This is a genomic window from Amycolatopsis sp. NPDC004169 (assembly GCF_040610315.1).
In the GTDB taxonomy this organism is placed as follows: Bacteria; Actinomycetota; Actinomycetes; order Mycobacteriales; family Pseudonocardiaceae; genus Amycolatopsis.
The window spans coordinates 431,255-451,082 of the sequence record NZ_JBEXMD010000001.1; the positions used below are offsets into that span (position 1 = coordinate 431,255).

18 protein-coding genes are annotated in these 19,828 nt (G+C 70.8%); 10 read left to right on the top strand and 8 right to left on the bottom strand.

Features of this window, described 5'->3' with window-relative positions:
• Positions 1-64 precede the first annotated feature (64 nt).
• On the top strand, positions 65-1,069 hold the full coding sequence (locus ABZX11_RS02075) for a hypothetical protein (RefSeq protein WP_354909022.1): 1,005 nt from the start codon (positions 65-67) through the stop codon (positions 1,067-1,069).
• Here ABZX11_RS02075 and ABZX11_RS02080 read toward each other — a convergent pair.
• From ABZX11_RS02080 to ABZX11_RS02090, 3 genes are read right to left on the bottom strand one after another with little or no spacing between them, the layout of a single operon-like run.
• Entirely contained in the window at positions 1,066-1,908 is an 843-nt protein-coding gene (locus tag ABZX11_RS02080; RefSeq protein WP_176173966.1) for a transglutaminase family protein, read from the bottom strand. The genes ABZX11_RS02075 and ABZX11_RS02080 overlap by 4 nt on opposite strands.
• A complete protein-coding gene (locus tag ABZX11_RS02085; protein ID WP_176173967.1) occupies positions 1,905-2,852 on the bottom strand; it encodes an alpha-E domain-containing protein in 948 nt (315 codons plus the stop codon). The genes ABZX11_RS02080 and ABZX11_RS02085 overlap by 4 nt, the downstream gene beginning before the upstream one ends.
• 11 nt (positions 2,853-2,863) lie before the next feature.
• The gene (locus ABZX11_RS02090; RefSeq protein ID WP_354909026.1) at positions 2,864-4,525 is read right to left on the bottom strand and encodes a circularly permuted type 2 ATP-grasp protein; all 1,662 of its coding nucleotides are present in this window, start codon (positions 4,523-4,525) and stop codon (positions 2,864-2,866) included.
• 149 nt (positions 4,526-4,674) lie between these two features.
• On the opposite strand from ABZX11_RS02090, the gene ABZX11_RS02095 reads away from it, so the two are divergent.
• From ABZX11_RS02095 to ABZX11_RS02110, 4 genes are read left to right on the top strand one after another with little or no spacing between them, the layout of a single operon-like run.
• Positions 4,675-5,613 carry an ABC transporter substrate-binding protein gene (locus ABZX11_RS02095; RefSeq protein ID WP_176173968.1) on the top strand — a complete coding sequence of 313 codons (939 nt, stop codon included), beginning with the start codon at positions 4,675-4,677 and terminating at the stop codon, positions 5,611-5,613.
• A 15-nt stretch (positions 5,614-5,628) separates the two neighbouring features.
• Complete coding sequence (locus ABZX11_RS02100; RefSeq protein ID WP_176173969.1) at positions 5,629-6,579, top strand: amino acid ABC transporter permease; 951 nt, start codon at positions 5,629-5,631, stop codon at positions 6,577-6,579.
• The gene (locus ABZX11_RS02105; RefSeq protein ID WP_354909029.1) at positions 6,579-7,352 is read left to right on the top strand and encodes an amino acid ABC transporter ATP-binding protein; all 774 of its coding nucleotides are present in this window, start codon (positions 6,579-6,581) and stop codon (positions 7,350-7,352) included. The genes ABZX11_RS02100 and ABZX11_RS02105 overlap by 1 nt, the downstream gene beginning before the upstream one ends.
• 55 nt (positions 7,353-7,407) lie before the next feature.
• A complete protein-coding gene (locus tag ABZX11_RS02110; protein WP_176173971.1) occupies positions 7,408-9,723 on the top strand; it encodes an oxidoreductase in 2,316 nt (771 codons plus the stop codon).
• A 15-nt stretch (positions 9,724-9,738) separates the two neighbouring features.
• On the opposite strand, the gene ABZX11_RS02115 is transcribed toward ABZX11_RS02110, so the two are convergent.
• Positions 9,739-10,524 (bottom strand): hypothetical protein, encoded by a 786-nt coding sequence (locus tag ABZX11_RS02115; RefSeq protein WP_354909031.1) that lies wholly within the window; start codon positions 10,522-10,524, stop codon positions 9,739-9,741.
• A gap of 371 nt (positions 10,525-10,895) precedes the next feature.
• Here ABZX11_RS02115 and ABZX11_RS02120 point away from each other — a divergent pair, with 371 nt between their 5' ends.
• Complete coding sequence (locus ABZX11_RS02120) at positions 10,896-11,366, top strand: SRPBCC family protein (RefSeq protein ID WP_354909207.1); 471 nt, start codon at positions 10,896-10,898, stop codon at positions 11,364-11,366.
• Here the strand turns inward: ABZX11_RS02120 and ABZX11_RS02125 are convergent.
• Positions 11,356-11,931 (bottom strand): hypothetical protein, encoded by a 576-nt coding sequence (locus ABZX11_RS02125; protein ID WP_354909033.1) that lies wholly within the window; start codon positions 11,929-11,931, stop codon positions 11,356-11,358. The two genes, ABZX11_RS02120 and ABZX11_RS02125, sit on opposite strands and share 11 nt — an antisense overlap.
• A gap of 153 nt (positions 11,932-12,084) precedes the next feature.
• Between ABZX11_RS02125 and ABZX11_RS02130 the strand changes: the two genes are divergently transcribed.
• The 3 genes from ABZX11_RS02130 to ABZX11_RS02140 all read left to right on the top strand — a co-directional run bounded on the left by ABZX11_RS02130 (position 12,085) and on the right by ABZX11_RS02140 (position 16,367).
• Entirely contained in the window at positions 12,085-13,902 is a 1,818-nt protein-coding gene (locus ABZX11_RS02130; protein ID WP_354909210.1) for an NHL domain-containing thioredoxin family protein, read from the top strand.
• A gap of 1 nt (position 13,903) precedes the next feature.
• Positions 13,904-14,236 (top strand): co-chaperone GroES, encoded by a 333-nt coding sequence (locus ABZX11_RS02135; RefSeq protein WP_013230909.1) that lies wholly within the window; start codon positions 13,904-13,906, stop codon positions 14,234-14,236.
• Positions 14,237-14,363: 127 nt separating this feature from the next.
• Positions 14,364-16,367, top strand: coding sequence for a VanW family protein (locus ABZX11_RS02140; RefSeq protein WP_354909213.1), 2,004 nt, complete (start codon positions 14,364-14,366; stop codon positions 16,365-16,367).
• Positions 16,368-16,371: 4 nt separating this feature from the next.
• On the opposite strand, the gene ABZX11_RS02145 is transcribed toward ABZX11_RS02140, so the two are convergent.
• Both ABZX11_RS02145 and ABZX11_RS02150 read right to left on the bottom strand, forming a co-directional pair.
• Positions 16,372-17,079, bottom strand: a complete 708-nt coding sequence (locus ABZX11_RS02145; RefSeq protein ID WP_354909036.1) for a leucine-rich repeat domain-containing protein — start codon at positions 17,077-17,079, stop codon at positions 16,372-16,374.
• Positions 17,076-17,918, bottom strand: a complete 843-nt coding sequence (locus ABZX11_RS02150; RefSeq protein WP_354909038.1) for a helix-turn-helix transcriptional regulator — start codon at positions 17,916-17,918, stop codon at positions 17,076-17,078. The genes ABZX11_RS02145 and ABZX11_RS02150 overlap by 4 nt, the downstream gene beginning before the upstream one ends.
• A 111-nt stretch (positions 17,919-18,029) precedes the next feature.
• Between ABZX11_RS02150 and ABZX11_RS02155 the strand changes: the two genes are divergently transcribed.
• A complete protein-coding gene (locus ABZX11_RS02155) occupies positions 18,030-19,433 on the top strand; it encodes an MFS transporter (RefSeq protein WP_354909040.1) in 1,404 nt (467 codons plus the stop codon).
• 63 nt (positions 19,434-19,496) lie between these two features.
• On the opposite strand, the gene ABZX11_RS02160 is transcribed toward ABZX11_RS02155, so the two are convergent.
• Positions 19,497-19,772, bottom strand: a complete 276-nt coding sequence (locus ABZX11_RS02160; protein WP_176173976.1) for a GlsB/YeaQ/YmgE family stress response membrane protein — start codon at positions 19,770-19,772, stop codon at positions 19,497-19,499.
• Positions 19,773-19,828: the final 56 nt, after the last annotated feature.

The following is a 19,828-nucleotide window of genomic DNA, read 5'->3' on the forward strand; positions in this document are numbered from 1 at the left end:
TGTCTCAGTGTGTCATCACCTGCTAGCCTCGGTGATGACACACTGAGACATCACGGGAGTCGACATGGAGATCTGGGTACTCGGCGCTTTGGGCCGCACCGGCCGGGCCATTACCGCCGAACTCGAGCGCCGGGACGTGCCGGTCGTGCTGGTGGGTCGCAACCGGGAGCGCCTGAAGGCGACCGGCGCGAAGTACGTCGTCGCCGACGGCGTCGAGGCCATGGCCGCCGAGATCCGGCGGCAGCGGCCGGCGGTCGTGATCAACACGATCGGCGAGTACGCCGCCACGGCCGCGACGATTGCCCGGGCCTGCCTGCCCGGCGGCCACTACGTCGACATGGCCGCGGACCCGGTCGCGGTCCGGCGGCTGCTCGACCGGCACGAAGAGGCCCTGGCCGGCGGCAGCACGTTCGTGACCGGCGCCGGGTTCGGTGTCCTGGCGACCGAGGCCGTCGTCGCGAAGCTGTGCGAAGGGCGTGACACGCCGAGCCGCGTGCAGGTCGACGCGCTGGCCTCCGTCGCGTCCGAGGGCGGGACCGTGGGAGTCGCGCTGGCCGCCAGCATCGTCGACGCCCTGACCGCGGCCACGGCCAGAGGCGCCAAGCCGCGCACCCTCGTCCTGCCGGACGGCGAGTCGGCGAAGGTGGCGGGCGTCGACTCGGGCGAGCTGATCGCGGCCCAGCGCGCGAGCGGCGCGCCGGACGTCACGGTCTTCTCCGGCCTCGCCCCGACGGCCCCGGTGGTCCGGGCCCTGGTCCCGCTGCTCGGCCGGGTGGCGTCGATCCCGGCCGTGCGCCGCTTCGCCGTCCGGCGCCTCGCGGCCATCCGCACGAAACCGGCACCCCGCCCTCGCACGCACACGTGGGGACACGCGATCGTGACCTGGCCCGACGGAACCACCCGCGAGGGCTGGCTCCGAGCGGACGAAGCCATGGACTTCACGGCGGCGGTCGTGGCCGAAACGGCAGCCCGCCTGGCCCGCGGCGAGGGCAAACCCGGCGCGCACACACCGGCATCAGCCCTCGGAGCGGACCTCGCCGAAGCGGCAGGCGGGACCTTCCTGCTCTAGGCCAGCCGGGTCAAGTGGACCGAGACGTCCAAAGTGGACTGTCCACCCCCGGTGAAGATCCCCTTCAGCGGTGCCACATCCGCATAATCCCGCCCCATCGCCACCCACACGTGCCGCGGCCCGACCGGGATGCCGTTCGTCGGGTCGTACGCCCACCAGCCGCCCGTCCAGACGTCCACCCAGGCGTGGGACTCGCCCTCGACCACCTCGCCGAGCTTCGCGTCCGGCTTCGTGTGCAGGTACCCCGACACGTACCGCGCCGGCACCCCGATCGCCCGCAGCATCACCAGCGTCACGTGCGCGAAGTCCTGGCAGACGCCCTCGCGCGCCTGCCAGGCGTCCGTCGCCGTCGAGTGGACGCCCGTGGTGCCCGGCTGGTACTTGAGCTGCTTGTTCACCCACTCGTTCACCGCCAGCACCGCGTCCGCCGGGTCCAAGCCCCGGCGCAGCTCGCGGGCCTCGCGCGCCAGCGTGACGTCGCGCGGGGTGTAGTCGGTCGGGGTCAGGTACTCGGTGCGGTGGTCGATCACCGTCTCCGACCGCAGGTCCTTCCAGGACGCCGTGCGGATCGGTTCCGCCTCGTCCGCCGTCTCGACGACCGAAGTCGCCAGGACGGTGAACTCCGTGTGCGGCGCGTGGAGGTCGAACGACGTCACGACCGTGCCCCAGTAGTCCGTGTACCGGTAGGCGCGGGTGGCCGGGGTCGTCTCGATGCGGGTCGCCACCGTCGTCTGGCGGCGGTCGGAGCGCGGGGTCAGCCGGGCCTCGTTGTAGGACTGCGTCGCCGGTGTCGCGTACCGGTACCCGGTCCGGTGCGCCACCCGCAGCTGCCACGTCACAGCGAAACCTCCGCGCCGCTCCACGCCACCCACGGTGACGTGCTGAAGTACTGCATCGAAACCGCTTCCCCGATGTCCCTGATCGACGTCTGCAGCCCCGCCAGCCGCCGCGGCAGGTCGGTGAGCAGCTCCGACGGGCGGAGGAACTCCAGCTCGCTGCGGGCGCGGCCGAGCTCGCGCAGGGCCTCGGACTTCTCGTTGCTTCGTGAGCCGCCGCCGGGGTCGAGCCGCTGCAGGCACTCCTCGGCCTGCCGCAGTGCGTGGAACACCGAACGCGGGAACAGCGTGTCGCGCAACAGGAACTGCACGACCCGGCCGGCGTCCAGCGCGCCCCGGTAGGTGCGCAGGTACGTGTCCTGCGCGCCGGCCGAACGCAGCACGGTGATCCAGCCGGGCGAGGACGCGCGGTCCGCGACCCGGGACAGCAGCAGCCGGACCACCATGTCGGCGCGTTCGATCGAGCGGCCGAGCACCATGAACAGCCAGCCGTCGTCCCGCGACATCGTCGAATCGGCCAGCCCGGCGAACATCGCCGCGCGCTCCTCCACGAAGGACAGGAACGCGTGCGGTCCGGCTCGCCGCGCGTAGCGCTGCCGGTCGGGTACCGCGTTCCACGTCGCGTTCAGGCACTCCCACAGCTCGGTCGAGACGACTTCACGAGCGCCGCGCGTGTTCTCGCGCGCCGAGTTGATCGAGCCGACGATCGACGCCGGGTTGTCCTTCCCGTACGCCACCAGCTCGGTCAGCTTCCACACGTCGAGGTCCTCCGCACCCGCCGGGTCGATGCCCAGGACGGCCAGCAGCTGGCGGCTCGCGTGGTCCGGGTCGACGGTGGCGTCTTCGAGCAGCTGGTGGACCGAGACGTTGAGGATGCGGGAGGTGTCGTCGGCGCGTTCGACGTACCGGCCGATCCAGTACAGCGACTCCGCGTTGCGGGCGAGCATGCGAAACCTCCCTAGCTCTGTTGCTGCTGCTGTTGCTGCTGCTGGGACGTCGTCAGCTCGGGCCCCTGCTCGGCGACCATCCCGTCCACAGTGGACATGGCGCCGAGTGCGGGCTGCTCCAGCTCGCGTTCGGCCGTCGACGCCCGGGACGCCAGCACCCACGTGTCCTTCGAGCCACCGCCCTGCGAGGAGTTGACGACCAGGCTGCCCTCCGGCAGCGCCACCCGGGTCAGGCCGCCGGGGAGCACGAAGATGTCCTTGCCGTCGTTGACCGCGAAGGGCCGCAGGTCGACGTGCCGCGGCGCGAGCCGGTCGTCCACCTTGGCCGGCACCGTCGAGAGCTGGACCACCGGCTGCGCGATCCAGCCGCGCCGGTTCGCGCGCACCTTGCGCCGCAGCGTGTCCAGGTCCTTCTTGGACGCTTCCGGGCCGAACACGATCCCGTAGCCGCCCGAGCCCTCGACCGGCTTGATCACCAGCTCGTCCAGGTGCGCCATGACGTGGTCGAACTCGTCCGGCAGCCAGCAGCGGAAGGTGTCCACGTTGGGCAGCAGCGGTTTCTCGTTCAGGTAGTACTTCACCATCTCCGGCACGTAGGTGTAGACGAGCTTGTCGTCGCCGACGCCGTTGCCGATGGCGTTCGCGACCACGACGTTGCCCGCGCGCGCCGCGTTCTGGACGCCGGCGATGCCGAGCACCGAGTCCGGCCGGTAGTGCACCGGATCGAGGAACTCGTCGTCGATCCGCCGGTAGATGACGTCGACCTGGCGTTCGCCCTCGGTGGTCCGCAGGTAGACGACGTTGTCGCGGCAGAACATGTCGCGGCCTTCGACCAGCTCGACACCCATCAGCCGGGCCAGCAGCGAGTGCTCGAAGTACGCCGAGTTGTGCACGCCGGGGGTGAGCACGACGACCGTCGGGTCGGCGACGTTCGCCGCGGCCGCCGCGCGCAGCGCTCGGAGCAGGTGCGACGCGTAGTCGCCGACCGGTCGCACCCGGTGCTGGGCGAACAGATCCGGGAAGACCCGGGCCATCGTCCGCCGGTTCTCCATCACGTACGACACCCCGGACGGGTTGCGGAGGTTGTCCTCCAGCACCCGGAACGTGCCCTCTTCGTCCCGCACGAGGTCCACTCCGGACACGTGGATGCGCACGCCGTTCGGCGGGGTGATGCCGAAGGCCTCCCGGTGGAAGTGCTCGCACGAGGTGATCAGCCGCCGCGGCAGCACGCCGTCGCGCAGGATCTGCCGGTCGCCGTAGACGTCGGCGAGGAACGCCTCGAGCGCGCGGACCCGCTGGGCGACGCCGCGCTCGAGCTTCGTCCACTCGGCCGCCTGGATCACCCGCGGCACCAGGTCCAGCGGGAACGGCCGCTCCTGCCCGGACAGCGAGAACGTGATGCCCTGGTCGACCATCGCCCGGTCCAGCGCCTGCGCGCGCGAGTTCAGGTCGTGCGCGTCGAGGGCCGCGACCGACTCGTACAGCGCCCGGTACGGGCCGCGGACCGTGCCGTCGGCGGCGAACATCTCGTCGTAGGCGCCGGCGTGCGGCCGTTCCGGCGAGAGGTAGCCCTCGAACCGGTCTCCCGGACGGGTGATCCGGCTGGTCGCCGCCTTCCTCGCGCGTCGACCGGACGGGGGCAGCCGCGGCGGGGTGGCGTTCATGGTCGACATCCTTACTCACTCCCCGGCTCGGACGCGATACCCGGCGGTACGACGAGCGCCGGTCTAAACATCGCCGTAACTTCCTGGTGCTGTGCTTTGGTATGGATGAGTGGCAATATGCGTGCTCTCAGAACCTGAGAACTACGAGGAGTGACGACGTGGCCCGAGGAACCCAGCTCAAGGCGATCGCCCTGCTGCCTGCGTTCGCCCTGGTCGGCTTGACCGTGGCGTGCGGCGCGGGAGGGAGCGGCGCGGGCAACGTCGGCAGCAGCAGCTCTGCTCCTGCCGCGGGCACCGGAACGGGTGACACGGGTGCGGTCGCCAAGGACGACGCGCTGGCCGCCCTGGTGCCCGCCGACGTGAAGGCGGACGGCAAGATCGTGGTCGGCCAGGACCAGAGCTACCCGCCGAACGAGTTCGTCGACAACGGCAAGCCGGCCGGCTTCGACGTCGACCTCGGCACCGCCATCGGCCAGGTGCTCGGCGTCCAGTTCGACTTCCAGAACGCCGCCTTCGACGGCATCATCCCGGGCATCGGGGCCAAGAAGTACGAGCTGGCGATGTCGTCGTTCAGCATCAACGCCGAGCGGCTGCAGTCGGTCGACATGATCTCCTACTACAGCGCGGGCACCTCGCTGGCCGTGCTGAAGGGCAACCCGGACGGCCTCAAGGCCGACGACCTGTGCGGCAAGAAGGTCGCCGTCCAGAAGGGCACCACGCAGGTCGAGGACCTCGACAAGAAGAACGCGGCCTGCACCGGCTCGGGCAAGCCCGCCATCGAGGTCACGCAGCTGCAGGCCCAGACCGACGTCAACCTGGCCCTCACCGCCAAGCGCGTGCAGGGCGAGCTGGCCGACTCCCCGGTCATCGACTACGCGGTCAAGCAGACGAACGGCCAGCTCGAGTCGGTCGGCGCGCCCTACGACACGGCGCCCTACGGCATCGTGCTGCCGAAGAACAGCGGTGACTACGGCAAGGCCATCCAGGGCGCGATCCAGAAGCTGATCGACAGCGGCGCGTACAAGAAGATCCTGGACAAGTGGGGTCTCAACGCCGCCGGCGCGGTCACCAAGTCGGAGATCAACCCGGCTTCCTGAGATAGGACGTAGTTCGTGAGTTCCTCCGAAGCGCCTCCGACCGAGGCGCCGATCGACGCCGAGCCCATCAAGGCCGTCCCGGTGCGCCACTACGGGCGCTGGGTGGCCGGGGTGGTCATCCTCTTCCTGGCGTTCATCGTGATCCGCAGCGTGATCACGAACGACGCACTGCAGTGGCCGGTCGTCGGGGACTACCTCTTCGACGACCGGGTGCTGCGGGGCCTGCAGAACACCCTGATCCTGACCGTCATCTCGATGCTGATCGGGATCGTCGGCGGGATCCTGCTGGCCGTGATGCGGCTGTCCCCGAACCCGCTGACCTCGGGGGCGGCGGCCATCTACATCTGGCTGTTCCGCGGGACGCCGCTGATCACGCAGCTGGTGATCTGGAACTTCCTGGCGCTGGCCTACCCGCGCCTCGGCCTGGGCATCCCGTTCGGGCCGGAGTTCGTCAGCTGGGACACCAACCAGTTGATCACCCAGTTCACCGCGTCGCTGCTCGGCCTCGGGCTCAACGAGGCCGCGTACATGGCGGAGATCGTGCGCGGCGGCATCCAGTCGGTCGACTCCGGCCAGCTGGAAGCGGCGAGCGCGCTGGGCATGAGCCGGACGAAGACCCTGCGGCGGATCATCCTGCCGCAGGCGATGCGGGTGATCATCCCGCCGACCGGCAACGAGACGATCTCCATGCTGAAGACGACGTCGCTGGTCGTGGCGATCGGGTACTTCGAGCTGATGGTCGCCGTGCAGACCATCTACTCGCAGAACTACAAGACGGTCCCGCTGCTCATCACGGCGGCCGCCTGGTACCTGTTCATGACCTCGGTGCTGACCCTGGTCCAGATCCAGATCGAGAAGCGCTTCGCGCGGGGCACCTCGCGAGACATCGCGCAGAAGACCGGGTGGGCGGGCCGGATGCTGGGCTTCCGGTTCGGCTCCGGCGGCAGCGGCGGAGGGACGCGGTAATGGCTCCAGTGGTTTCCGCGCAGAAGATCTGCAAGAGCTTCGGCAGCGTCGACGTCCTCAAGGGCATCGACCTCGAGGTGCACGAACGCGAGGTGCTCTGCCTGATCGGGCCGTCCGGCTCGGGCAAGTCGACGCTGCTGCGCTGCATCAACCACCTCGAGAAGATCGACGCCGGCCGGCTCTACGTCGACGGCGTGCTGGTCGGGTACCGGCAGCGCGGCGACAAGCTGCACGAGCTGCGCGAGAAAGAGGTCGCGTTCCAGCGCAAGGACATCGGCATGGTGTTCCAGCGCTTCAACCTCTTCCCGCACATGACGGCGCTCGAGAACGTCATGGAGGCGCCGATCCAGGTCCGGCGCGAGCCGAAGGCCCAGGTCCGGCAGCGGGCGCACGAGCTGCTGGAGCGGGTCGGCCTCGCCGACAAGGCGAAGAACTACCCGGCGCAGCTGTCCGGCGGGCAGCAGCAGCGGGTCGCGATCGCCAGGGCGCTGGCGATGCAGCCGAAGCTGATGCTGTTCGACGAGCCGACGTCCGCGCTGGACCCGGAGCTCGTCGGCGACGTCCTCGGCGTGATGAAGCAGCTCGCCAAGGACGGCATGACCATGGTCGTCGTCACCCACGAGATGCAGTTCGCGCGTGAGGTGGCGGACAAGGTCCTGTTCATGGACGGCGGGGTCGTCGTCGAAGAGGGACCGCCCGACCAGGTCATCGGGAACCCGCGCGAGGAGCGGACCAAGTCCTTCCTGGCCCGGGTGCTGAACCCGAACGCCTGACGAAAGCCATTCGGATTCGCTATTTTGAAAGAGGGTGAGGGAGGGGGCCGGCGTTTTGACGACCGAAAGCGCGCTGCCCCCTCTCGACCCGTTCGCGGGCATTCCCGATCGCCGTTACGAGGTCAAGGCCTCCGAGCTGCTGAAACCCGGCAACGCGGGCCTGATGCGCTGGCGGCGGCAGGCCACGAACGCCCCGATCGTCTACGTCGAGGACGCCTACATCACCGGCACGCTCGACCTGCGGGCCGCGGACCTGAAGTATCTGTTCCGGTTCGAGCGGTGCCGTTTCGAGCAGCCGCCGGACGTGCGCGAGGCGAACCTGCTCGGGCTGGTGTTCCGCAAGTGCTGGCTGCCCGGGCTCAAGGCCCGCAACATGCGCAGCCGCAACGACGTCCGGCTGATCCGCAGCGTCGTGCAGGTCGACGGCGACCGGCGGGAGATCGAAGAGACGACGGTCCAGCGCGGCGACGACCGCGAACGCGGCATGCCGAACGCCGCGGTCAACCTGACCGACGCGGTGATCGAGGGCTCGATGGTCCTCACCCGCACGGTGATCTCGCACCCGCACGGCAAGGCGATCCAGGCCGACCGGCTCGTGCTGACCGGCGCGTTGCTGGCCTACCGGATGGTCGCGAACGGCGAGGTCCGGCTCCCCGGCCTGCGGACCGGCGGTAACGTCAACTTTTCCGGCGCCACGCTCAACAACCCGGACGGCTTCGCGCTCAACGGCAACGGCCTGCACATCGGCGGCAGCCTGCTGTGCGAGGTGGACAACTACGGACCGGCCAGCCAGCGCAAGCGGTTCTCCGCCACCGGGATCATGTACCTGCCGAGCGCCACGGTGGACAGCGACATCTCGCTGCGCGAGGCGAAGCTGACGGTGTCGCAGCACGGGCCGATCGCCGTCGACGCGTGGAAGTCCAACGACCCGTACATCGACCCGCGGCCGGCCCTGGTCGCCGACCGGTTGCGCGTCGACGGCAACGTCGAGCTGTCCGACGGCCTGCAGGCGCTGGGCACGTTGCGCATGGTCAACGCCCGGATCGGCGGCTCGCTGCGGCTGGCCGGTGCCGAGATCCGCGTCGAGCGCGGCAAGACGGTCCCGTACTACGACCGGGCCCTGCACCTCGACGGCACCGAGATCGGCGGCGACATCGAGGCGACCAGCCTGCGCGTGCCGACCGGGCAGCTGCGCCTGGCCGACGTCACCGTCGGCGGCAACTTCCTGGCCTGGAACTCGATGTTCCGCCACCCCGGCCGGGACGTCTTCTCCGCCCGCCGCTCGAAGATCGCCGGCAACTTCCAGCTCACCGACGCCACCATCCACGGCACGCTGCGCCTGCAGGGTGTGGACGTCGGCGGCAGCATCAACCTGGCCGGCACCCGGCTGACCGACCCGGGCAGCCGCGCGACCAGCAGTTATTCGCTCGACGTCCGCACCGGCCGGGTCGGCCGCGACCTGACGCTGCGCGACAACAACGGCCGCCCGTTCGTGGCGGAGGGCGGCGTGAACCTCGACGGCGCCCAGGTCGCCCGCCGCGTGGACCTGCGCGGCTCCCAGCTCGGGTCGCTGCCGCCGTTCAACGTGGCCCTCGACGCGGGCGACGTCGCCTCGGACGAATTCATCCTGACGCCGAGCAGTCCCCCGGCCGGCCGGGTCGTGCTCCGGCGCGCCCACTGCGGAACGCTCAGCGACAACAAGCAGTTCTGGGCGGCGTCCGAAGGCATCGAGCTGGAGGACTTCCGCTACGACGCGTTGAAGAGGGGAATCCCCCTCGACGACGACAAGGCGCTGGACGAGCGCATCGAGCTGCTGCGCAGTGCGATGCGCGGCTACCGCCCCGGCCCGTACGACCAGCTCGCGCACATGCTGCGCGCGGCGGGGAACGAAGAGCACGCCTCGACGGTCGCCCTGCGCAAGCAGCAGTTCCGGTACGAGGCCCTGGCCCGCGGCTTCAAGTTCTTCGGGCCGGGCGTCCGGTTGTGGAGCTGGCTGCAGCGTTCGATGGTCGGCTACGGCTACCGCCCGGTCCGCGCCCTCGGCTGGCTGCTCGCGCTGCTGGTGCTGGGCAGCCTGTGGTTCGGCCTGGGCACCGACGACTGCGTGAACTGGAAGCCGACGGACCAGGCACACCAGATCATCGCGAACGGCGACCGGTGCGTGGTGAACCAGCAGGACACCGGGCTGCAGTGGAACCCGGTGATCTACACGGCGGACCTGCTGGTCCCGATCGTCGACTTCGGCAACAAGTCCCGGTGGTACATGCACGGAACGGACAACTGGGTCGCGGCCGGCTTCACGGCGTCCGGCTGGATCCTGGCGAGCACCGTGGCGGCGGGCGTGAGCCGCATGCTGCGCCGGGACAGCTGATCAGCCGGTCCGGATTCAGCCCGGGTACGACGCGAACGACACGGCGATCTCGTCTTTCGTCGTCCGGATGGCGTCGATGGTCCTGCGGATCCGGTGGGCGTGGTCCATCAGCAGGAAGGCCGCGCTCTTGGCGTTTTCGGTGCCGAGCACCGCGAGGAACCCCTCGGTGCCCGGCTCCCACAGCCGCGGTTCGCTGCCGGGGACCTCGCCGTTCGGGTAGGCCAGGTAGATGGTCGCCCGCGTGGCCACGTTCACGACCGCGGTCCGGGTGATCCCGCTCAGCTCGGCCGCCTCACCGGCGATGCCCTTGAACTGCTGCCACAGGATCTCGGAGTTGGGCAGCCGCTTGCCGCCGTTGGCGTCTTCTTTCGCGTAGTTGTGCAGCGCCTTGATCAGGTGGCCGCCGTGCCCGTCGGGTTCGACGACGTTGTGGTAGGGATGGCCCTTGTCGGGATGACCCCTCGCCGCGACAAAGGAGTGGGAGGCGTCCTGAGTGACCTCGTAGTCGCTTCGGAAGCGTCGATCGTATTCCTCGGCGAGCGATTTCTCGGCCATGACTTTCTCGGCCGAGTCCCGCTCCGCCAGGGCGTTCGTCAGGGACGCCCAATAGCGCGTGCCGTTGGCGAGGTGAGTGCGATAGACGGCGGAGGCATACGCCCAGACATCCGCCGGCCTCGGCCGGCACTCGGTGGGGAGCGAAAGGTGTTCCCGGACCGCGGCGAACAGGTCTTGCTCCGAAATCCCCATTCGATCGCGCAGGTGGGTGGTGATGTCGGCTTCGTTCTCGTCGCGGCCCTTCATGCGCTGCACGACGTGATCGGACGTGCGGTGGGTGAGCAGCGAGGTGAGTGCCCGGTTCCCGGCGGAACGCTGGAGCCGGAGCAACGCGTGCCCGTCGCCGACGTGCGAGCTGCCGCCGTCGGACGGTCGCTCCGCCGCCCTGCGAGCGTGCGCTCTCACCCGATCTCACCCACTTCGCTGCATTCCACGAGCATGCCTCCCGAGCCGGCACCGCGCGGCTTCCAGTGTGAACGGGAGGTTGCCCACCGAGGAGGCACGGCGAGGCAGCCGTGCGGGCAAGGTCGTTTTCCCTCGGACCGGGCAAGAACCTGGTCAAACCCGGGAAGTGGCGCGGTCGGCCGCTGACATACCCTCGGTATGTGAAGACCCCCGTGACGCCGCCGGACGCCACCGGCCAGATCCAGATCGGCGCAGCGCCCGAAGCCGTCTACGCCCTGGTCAGCGACCCCGGCGAACTCGCTGGCCTAGCCGAGGAGTACGCCGGTTTCCGCTGGGCCGGCCGCGTCGAAGGGCCCGCCGTCGGGGCCAGGTTCCGCGGGCGGAACCAACGTGGCTTCCGGCGCTGGAGCACCCTCTCCACCATCACCGACGCCGAGCCCGGGTGCCGGTTCGGCTTCGAAGTCACCTCGTTCGCCGGGTTGCCCGTCGCGCGCTGGCAGTACGACTTCGCGCCCGTCGGCGATGGCTGCGTCGTCGTCGAAAGCATGTGGGAACGGCGGCCCGCCTGGTTCAAAGTCGCGTCCTCCGCCGTGACCGGCGTCTGGGACCGCGAACAGGCCAACACCGCCAACATCGCAGCCACGCTGGCCCGGCTGAAGCGGGCCGCCGAGGCTAGTCGATGAAGCGGGACCAGAACGGGATGTAGCGCGGGCCGTCCGGCGGGGCCGTGCTGATGCCGCCCGTCGCGAACTCGCGGTGCAGGTAATCGCGCAGGTCGCTGCCGTAGACGATGATGTCCGTCTGGTACACCGACAGCACCGGGTAGCCGACCGTGCCCGGCAGGCCGGGCAGGTACCGGTGGCCGCACACCGGCACCAGCTGGGGCACGTCGGCCAGGCGGTGGCGGGCCTCGCGCACCGCGTCCTCCGGCCCGACCGGGCGCGTGCCCCACTCGGGCAGCCAGAAGCCGTTGTGCTCGACGTCGTACAGGACGCCGTCGACGGGCCAGGCCAAACGTTTGCGCAGCTGCTCGGCGTTGCCGCAGCGCCAGTCGGGCCAGCGGTCGCCGATCGGGACGCCCGCGGACAGGAACGTCCGGTGGTCCTCGGCGAAGCGGAAGCCGAACCGGCGCTCGACGTCGTCGAGCTCGGTTTCGCTCAGTCCGGGACGCACGGGTTCCCGGAGGTTCTCCTGCAGGTGCCGCGCCTCCTCCGGAGTGAGGGCGCCGGCCGGTTGGACTGGGGTCATGACCTGAGCCTAAGCGGCCGTTCACGCGCACGCCCGTCCTTTTTCGACCACCCACAAGGGGTGAGTTTGTTCTCTCATCGGGCGGACCGCGGAACAGAGCGTGAACGCGTGTAGTTCACTCATGCCGTGACTTCTCCACGACCGCAGAGCCGCGTGCGCGCCCCCGAGCTGCGCGGCGACGTCTGGCTGAACACCGGCGGCCGCCCGATCACCCTCGCCGAGCTGCGTGGCCGCGTCGTGCTGCTGGACTTCTGGACCAGCGGCTGCATCAACTGCCTCCACGTTCTCGACGAGCTGCGGCCGCTGGAGGCCGAGTTCGCGGACGTGCTGGTCACCATCGGTGTCCACTCGCCGAAGTTCCTGCACGAGGGCGAGCGCGCCTCGATCGAAGCCGCGGTCCGCCGCTACGAGGTGCACCACCCGGTGGTCAACGACCCCGCGATGGAGCTGTGGTCGCAGTACGCGGTCCGCGCGTGGCCGACGCTGGTCGTCGTCGACCCCGAGGGGTACGTGGTGCACGTCGCCGCGGGCGAAGGGCACGAAGAGGCGCTTCGCCGCGTCATCGCGGACCTCGTCGCGAAGCACGAGGCGAAGGGGACGCTCCGCCGCGGCGGCAGCCCGTACGTGCCGGTCGAGGAGCAGCCCGGTGAGCTGCGGTTCCCGAGCAAGGCCGTCGCCACCGCCGAGGGCCGCGTGCTGGTCGCCGACACCGGGCACCACGCGATCGTCGAGTTCGCGTCCGACGGCGAGACCGTCATCCGCCGCTTCGGCAGCGGCGCCCGCGGTGGCCAGGACGGCCCGTTCGACATCGCGACCTTCACCGAGCCGTCCGGCATCGCGCTCCTGCCGTACGACATCGCCGAGCGCGTCGGCTACCACGCCGTCGTCGCCGACACGGCCGGGCACCGGCTGCGCGGCCTGGACCTGATCACCGGCGAGGTGACGACGGTCGCGGGCACCGGCGCCCAGTGGCGCAGCGGGCCGGACGCCGGCAAGGCCACCGAGGTCGACCTCACCAGCCCGTGGGACGTCGTCTGGTGGGGCCCGGCAGGCGGGATCGTCGTCGCCATGGCCGGCAACCACACGCTGGGCGTGTTCGACCCGGTCGGCGGCACGATCCGCCGCTTCGCCGGCACGACGGTCGAAGGCCTTCGCGACGGCGACGTCGGCGAAGCGTTCTTCGCGCAGACGTCCGGCCTGGCCGTGGACGGCGACAAGCTGTGGCTGGTCGACGCGGAGACGTCGGCGCTGCGCTGGATCGAGCCCGACGGCGAGTCGTTCAAGGTGCAGACGGCGATCGGCGTCGACCTCTTCTCCTTCGGCCACACCGACGGCCCGGCCGACGAGGCGCTGCTCCAGCACCCGCTGGGCTTGGCCGTGCTGCCCGGCGACAAGATCGCGATCGCCGACACCTACAACGGCGCGGTCCGCAGCTTCGACGTGTTCACCCGCCGGGTGACCACGCTCGCCACCGGCCTCGCCGAGCCGCAGGGCCTGCTGCTGCACGACGGCGAGCTGCTGGTCGTCGAGTCCGCGGGCAACCGGCTCACCCCGCTCACGGCGGCCGAGCCGACGCTGGTCACCGGCGACGCGCACGCGGTCCGCCGCCCGCCGACCGTGCTCGCGCCGGGCGAGATCGACTTTTCGGTGGTGTTCACGGCCCCGCCGGGCGAGAAACTGGACGACCGCTTCGGCCCGTCGACGCGGCTGGAGATCAGCGCATCCCCGCCGTCGCTGCTGGCCGACGGCGGCGGGACGGGAACGGACCTGACCCGCAAGATCCGCTTGGCCGACGGCGTGACGGAGGGTGTGCTGCAGGTGGTGGCCCAGGCCGCGAGCTGCGATGACGGCGGCGAGCACCCGGCGTGCCGGATCACCCGGCAGGACTGGGGCGTCCCGGTCCGCGTCGAGGACGGCGGCGAGCGTGAATTGAACCTGGTCATGGCCGGTGCACCGCGGACCGGCGAGTAACATGCAGGCCGTGTCTGACGGGCCGAAACTCGAAATCCAGATGCTGCACGACCGGGTCCTCGTGCGGCTGTCCCCGGAAGAGGGCGAGCGCCGCAGCAGCGGCGGCATCGTGATCCCCGCAACGGCGCAGGTGGCACGCCGGCTGGCGTGGGGTGATGTACTGGGCGTGGGCAACAGTGTGCGGAACGTCAAGACCGGCGACCGCGTGCTCTTCAACCCGGAGGACCAGCTCGAGGTCGAGATCCAGGGCGAGGGGCACCTGGTGATGCGCGAACGCGACATCCACGCGGTGGCGACCGAGCGCACCGAGCACGGGACGGGGCTCTACCTGTAGGTCGGGTCCCGCGGAAGGCAGGCGCGTGGCAGACGAAGAGGCAGGCGAAGGCGCGGACGTCCGCGAACTCGCACCCGAGACGGCCGAAGCAACGGCTGCCGAGGTGTGGCCCGAGGCCGAGAGAGAGCTGCCGACCGCCGAGCCGTCGGCCGTGGCCGAAGGTGTTGTCGCCGACGCGTCTCCGCCACCTGCCGAGCCGGAGCCTGCGGAGCCGGTCGGTGGCGTGGCGCCCGGATGGCCCACGGCAGCCGAAGCCCCGGCGGCTGCTGCCGAGTCGCCGGTGGCCGATGCCGCCACCGATGTCGTGCCAGCCTGGCCGCCCGTTGTTCCCCCTCCGGCTGCCGAAATCTTCTCCGACGACCTGCTCGGCGAACTCCTCGAACACCCCGCGCCGCCACCCGCTCCGGAGACTCCCGCGCGGAAACTGCGCAAGGGCGTCGCCCGGACCATGATGTCCATCGGGATCGCTCTCGGCCTCTTCGTCATCCTCTACGCGATCGATCTCGCCGTCAGCGCGGGGGACGTGCCGCGCGGGGTCACCGTCGCCGGGATCGATGTCGGCGGGCTCAGCCACGCCGAGGCCGAGGCCAAGCTGCGGAAGGAGCTCGAACCGCGGCTGATCCGGCCCGTCGTCGTCCACGGTGGGGATGTGCAGGCCGAACTCGTGCCCTCGCGATCCGGGCTCGGGCTCGACTGGCCGAACACCCTCGGGCTCGCCGGGCACCAGCCGCTCAGCCCGATCACCCGGATCATGTCCTTCTTCACCAGCCGGGAGGTCGGCGTTGCCACGCGGACCGACCAGAACCAGATCACGCAGGCCGTGCGCGAGCTGGCCGACGGCAAGCTGAACCACCCCGCCACCGAAGGCTCGGTCGGGTTCACCCCCGTCGCGGGCAGCGACGGCGGCGTCACCGCCTACCCCGTCCTGCCGCGGCAGGGCCAGCAGCTCACCGATCTGGCCGGCGCCGTGCACACCGTCACCGACCACTGGCTCGACCCCGGCGGGGTCAAGCTGGCCATGGCTGTCGAGCCCGTGCGGGCGACCGCGGCCGGGGTGGAGGCTGCCTGCCAGCAGATCGTCGTGCCCGCCGTCGCGAAGCCCGTCGTCGTGCACGGGGAAGGCAAGGACGTCCCGCTGAAGCCCGCCACGATCGCGTCCTCGTTCCAGTTCGCCGCGGTCGACGGCGGTGCCCTCGAGGTCCGCATCGACCAGGGCAAGCTGCAGGCCGCGCTCCGGGACCCGCTCGCGAGCACCGAGACCGACGGCAAGGACGCCCAGATCGTCTTCACCGGCGACCAGCCGACGGTCGAGCCCTCCGAGGACGCCCGCAAGGTGAACTGGGAGAAGACCTTCCTCCCCCTGATCGACGTGCTCAAGAAGGCCGACGGGCGGGACCTCCCCGTCGTCTACAGCGCGTCGTCGCCCAGCGTGACCACCGACGCCGCCAGCGCGCTCGGCATCAAGGAGGTCGTCGGCGAGTTCACCACCTCCGGCCTGACCGGCCCGGCCGAGACGAACAACCGCACGCTCGCCGCCCGCGTGTCCGGCACCATCGTCAAGCCCGGCGAGACGTTCAGCCTCGGCGGCCGCTCCGGCCCGCGCACCGCCGACGCCGGCTACGTGCCCGCCCCGGTCGACGAAGACGGCACCGGCCCGGACGTGGTCGGCGGCGGCGTCTCCCAGCTGGCGTCCACTTTGTACAACGCCGCCTACCTCGCCGGCCTGGCCGACGCCGGCCACCTCGAGCACGACCACTACCTCGACCGCTACCCCGCCGGCCGCGACGCCAAGGCCGTCAACGCCGACGGCAGCCCCGTCGAGCTCAAGCTGACCAACGACTCGGCGACCGGCATCGCCATCCAGGCCAGCGTCTCCGGCGGCTCGGTGACCGTCCGGATCTGGGGCACCCGGCACTTCCGCGTCGAGGGCCAGACCGGCGCCCAGGTCCCCGGCGACCCGCCGCCCATCCAGTTCGGCTCCGGTGGGGCGGGCGAGTGCCGTCCGTCGATCGGGACGTCCGGCTTCAGCGTGACCGACACGCGCGTGCTCTACGACCTCGGGAGCGGTACCGAGCTCCGGCGGACGTCGCACACCGCGACCTACGGCCCGCGTCCGACGATCCTCTGTTGAGTTGTCAGCGAAGGACCATGCACCCCGCCTCCTCGAACTCGCGCAGCCACGCCGGCTCCCGGAGCTGCTTGTTCCACCGCAGATCCAGCTTGTCCAGTTTGGACAGCTGAGCGAGCGACGCCGGCAACGTCGTCAACGCGTTCTCCCGCAGATCCAGCTGACGCAGCTCACCCAGCAACCCGATCGACGAAGGCAGCGACGTCAGCCGGTTGCCGCGCAAGTGCAGCTCCCGCAACGCACCCAGAGCGCCGATCGACTCCGGCAGCTCCGTCAGTTCGTTGCGGTACAACCGGAGTTCCCGCAGCGCGGCGAACCCCGAGAGGTCCGGCGGCAGCGACGTCAGCCGGTTGTCCGTGCACCCCAGGTACCGCAAGCGGCCCAGCCGGCACCAGGCTCCCGGGAACTTCGCCAGCCGGTTGTCGCTGACGTACAGGTACTCGGTGAGCCCGGCCAGCTCGCCCAGCTCGTCCGGCAGCGACTCGAACCGGTTGTGCCCCAGGTCGAGCGTGTGCAACGACGTCAGCGCCGAGATCCCCGGCGGCAGCGAGGAAATCCGGTTCGCCGCCAGGTTCAGCACGCGCAACCCGGTCAGCGACCACAGCGACCGGGGCACCTCCGAAATCGAGTTCCGGTACAGGTCGAGGTGCGTGACCCCGGACGGCACCGAGGGCACCGACGTCAGCCCCTGACCGCTCAGATCCAGTGCCGTCATGACGCCGCCAACCGGGTCAAGGGCAGCAATGCCCACGTCGACGCGTCGTCCGGAGTGGACACCTGGATACGCAGCCCCGGCGCCTCGGAGACCGCCAGCTCGGTCAGCCGCAGGCGCATCCGGCCCGCCCGCGGGTGCTGGAACTCCCGCAGCCGCGGCCGCGGCTCCGCCACCTCGTGGCGCGCCCACAGCTGCGCGAACTCGGGGCTCAGCGCGGACAGCCGCCGGATGTCCTCGTCCCACGACGGGTCACCGACGTGCCTGCCGTATTCGGCGCGCATCCGCGCGACCATGTGCGGCACCTCTTCGTCGTAGTTCAGCAGCATCCGCCGCGCGTTCGGCTCGGTGACGCAGCACCACAGCAGGTTCTTGTGCAGGCACGGCAGGCTGTGCCACTCCCAGAACAGCTCCTCCTGCGCCGCGTTCGACTCGAGGATGTCGAACCGGCCGTTGACCACCGTGGCCGGCAGCGGATCCAGCGCGCGCAGCACCTCGCGCACCGCCTCCGGCACCTCCTCGGCCGTCGACGGCAGCCGCGACGGCGTCAGCTCCGCCAGCCGGTACAGGTGCTCCCGCTCGGGGTGGTCCATCCCCAGCGTGCGCGCCACGGCGTCGAGCACCTGCGCGCTCGCGTTGATCGGCCGCCCCTGCTCCAGCCACGTGTACCAGGTGACGCCGACGCCGGCGAGCAGCGCGACCTCCTCCCGCCGCAACCCGCTCGTGCGACGGCGAACCCCGGGCGGCAGCCCGACCTCCTCCGGGCCGATCCGCGCGCGGCACGCCTTGAGGAACTGGCCGAGTTCCTCCCGGCGGCTGGTGTGGACCTGCGTCGACGTCATGCGGACCATGGTGCCCGAGGGGTACGACAATTTTCGGCGAAGCAGGTGCTGCCAGTACCAGCACCGCCAGGCTCTCTCCGGGAAAGAACGAAGAACCCCAAGGTCGGAGCCATGACTCTGACCACCGAAGCCCCGGCCGTCCCGGACCGGGCCGCGCGGCCGTGGTTCATGCTGGCCGTCCTGCTCCTCGGCCAGTTCATGGCGCTGCTCGACGTCACCGTCGTGAACGTCGCCATGACCGACATCCGCACCGACCTGCACGCGTCCGGCGCCGCGCTGCAGCTGGTCGTTTCCGGCTACACCGTGGGCTACGCGATGCTGCTGATCACCGGCGCCCGGCTCGGCGAGCTGTTCGGGCGGCGACGGCTGTTCGTCGCCGGCGTCCTCGCCTTCACCGTCTGCTCGCTGCTCTGCGGCTTCGCGCCGGACCCGGCGACGCTGGTCGTCGCGCGGATCGCACAGGGCGCCGGCGCCGCGCTGATGATGCCGCAGGTCCTCAGCGTCATCCAGGCGCAGTTCACCGGCCCCGCGCGGGCCAGGGCGCTCAGCGCGTACACCGCGGTCATCTCGGTCGCGTTCGTGTCCGGCCAGGTGCTCGGCGGGGTGCTCGTCGGCGCGGACCTCTTCGGGGCGGGCTGGCGGCCGATCTTCCTCGTCAACGTGCCGATCGGGGCACTGGTGGCCGCGCTCGCCGTCAAGCTCGTGCCCGGCGGCGCCGCGCGGGCGGGCCGCCGTCTCGACCTCGCCGGTCTCGCGCTCGCCGTGCCCGCCGTGGTGCTCGTCGTCCTCCCGCTCGTCCTCGGGCACGAAACCGGCTGGCCGGCGTGGACGTTCGGCTCCCTCGCGGCGGGCGTGCTGCTGGCGGTGCTGTTCGTGGTCGTCGAACGCCGGGTGCGCGACCCGCTGGTCGACCTCCGCGTCCTGAAGATCCGCGGGGTCGCGCCGGGGCTGGCCGCGCTGGCCACCGGCGTGGCGTCCTACGGCGGGTTCCTGTTCTGCGTGGCGCTGCACCTGCAGGCCGGCCTCGGCGAGACGGCACTGGCGGCCGGCCTCACCATGGCCCCCGGCGGCGTGGTCTTCGGCATCTGCGGGTTCTTCTGGCCCAAGCTGCCGCAACGCGTCCACGCGGCGTTGACGCCGTGCGGTTACGCCGGGTCGGCGATCGCGTACGCACTCCTGGGCCTGAGCCTGAAGGACGGCGGAAAGGGCGGCACGCTGTTCTTCGCCGCGCTCCTGCTGTTCGGCCTCTCGATGGGCCTGGCGTTCGGGTCCCTGATGGCGCACGCCCTCACGCACGTCCCGCTCGAACGCGCGGCGGACGCCAGCGGCCTGCTCACGACGACGCTGCAGCTCGGCCAGGTCGTCGGGGTGGCCACGTTCGGGAGCCTCTTCCTGACGCTCGCCGTCGATTCGTCCGCGCACGCCATCACCACGACGATGACCTGGGCGGCCGCGCTGCTGGTGGTGGGCGCCGGGTTCGCCGTCGCGCTCGCCCGCGCGTCGGCCCGGCGATAGCCGCGAAAAGGCCCGGCCGGTTCACCCGAAGGTGGACCGGCCGGGCCGCAAGCTGGGAAAGCGTTACCTGGTTACACCACGACGGCCATAGGCGCCCGCGGCGATGCTGACTCCGATCGCGGCCAGCACGACCTGGGTGAGGATCTCCAGCCAGTCGATGCCGTTCGTGTCGGCGTAGCCGAGACCACGCGCGATGGCCGTGCCGATGAAGGCGGCGATGATACCGATCACGATGGTCAGCCAGATCGGGATGTTCTGCTTGCCGGGAGCGACCAGCCGGCCCAGAACGCCGATGATCAGCCCGACGATGATGGCGCTGATGATGCCGGCGACAGTCATCACTTTCTCCTCTCGGTGGTCGCGGGGCCGGCCACTCGGTCCCGCGAGCTCGCAGA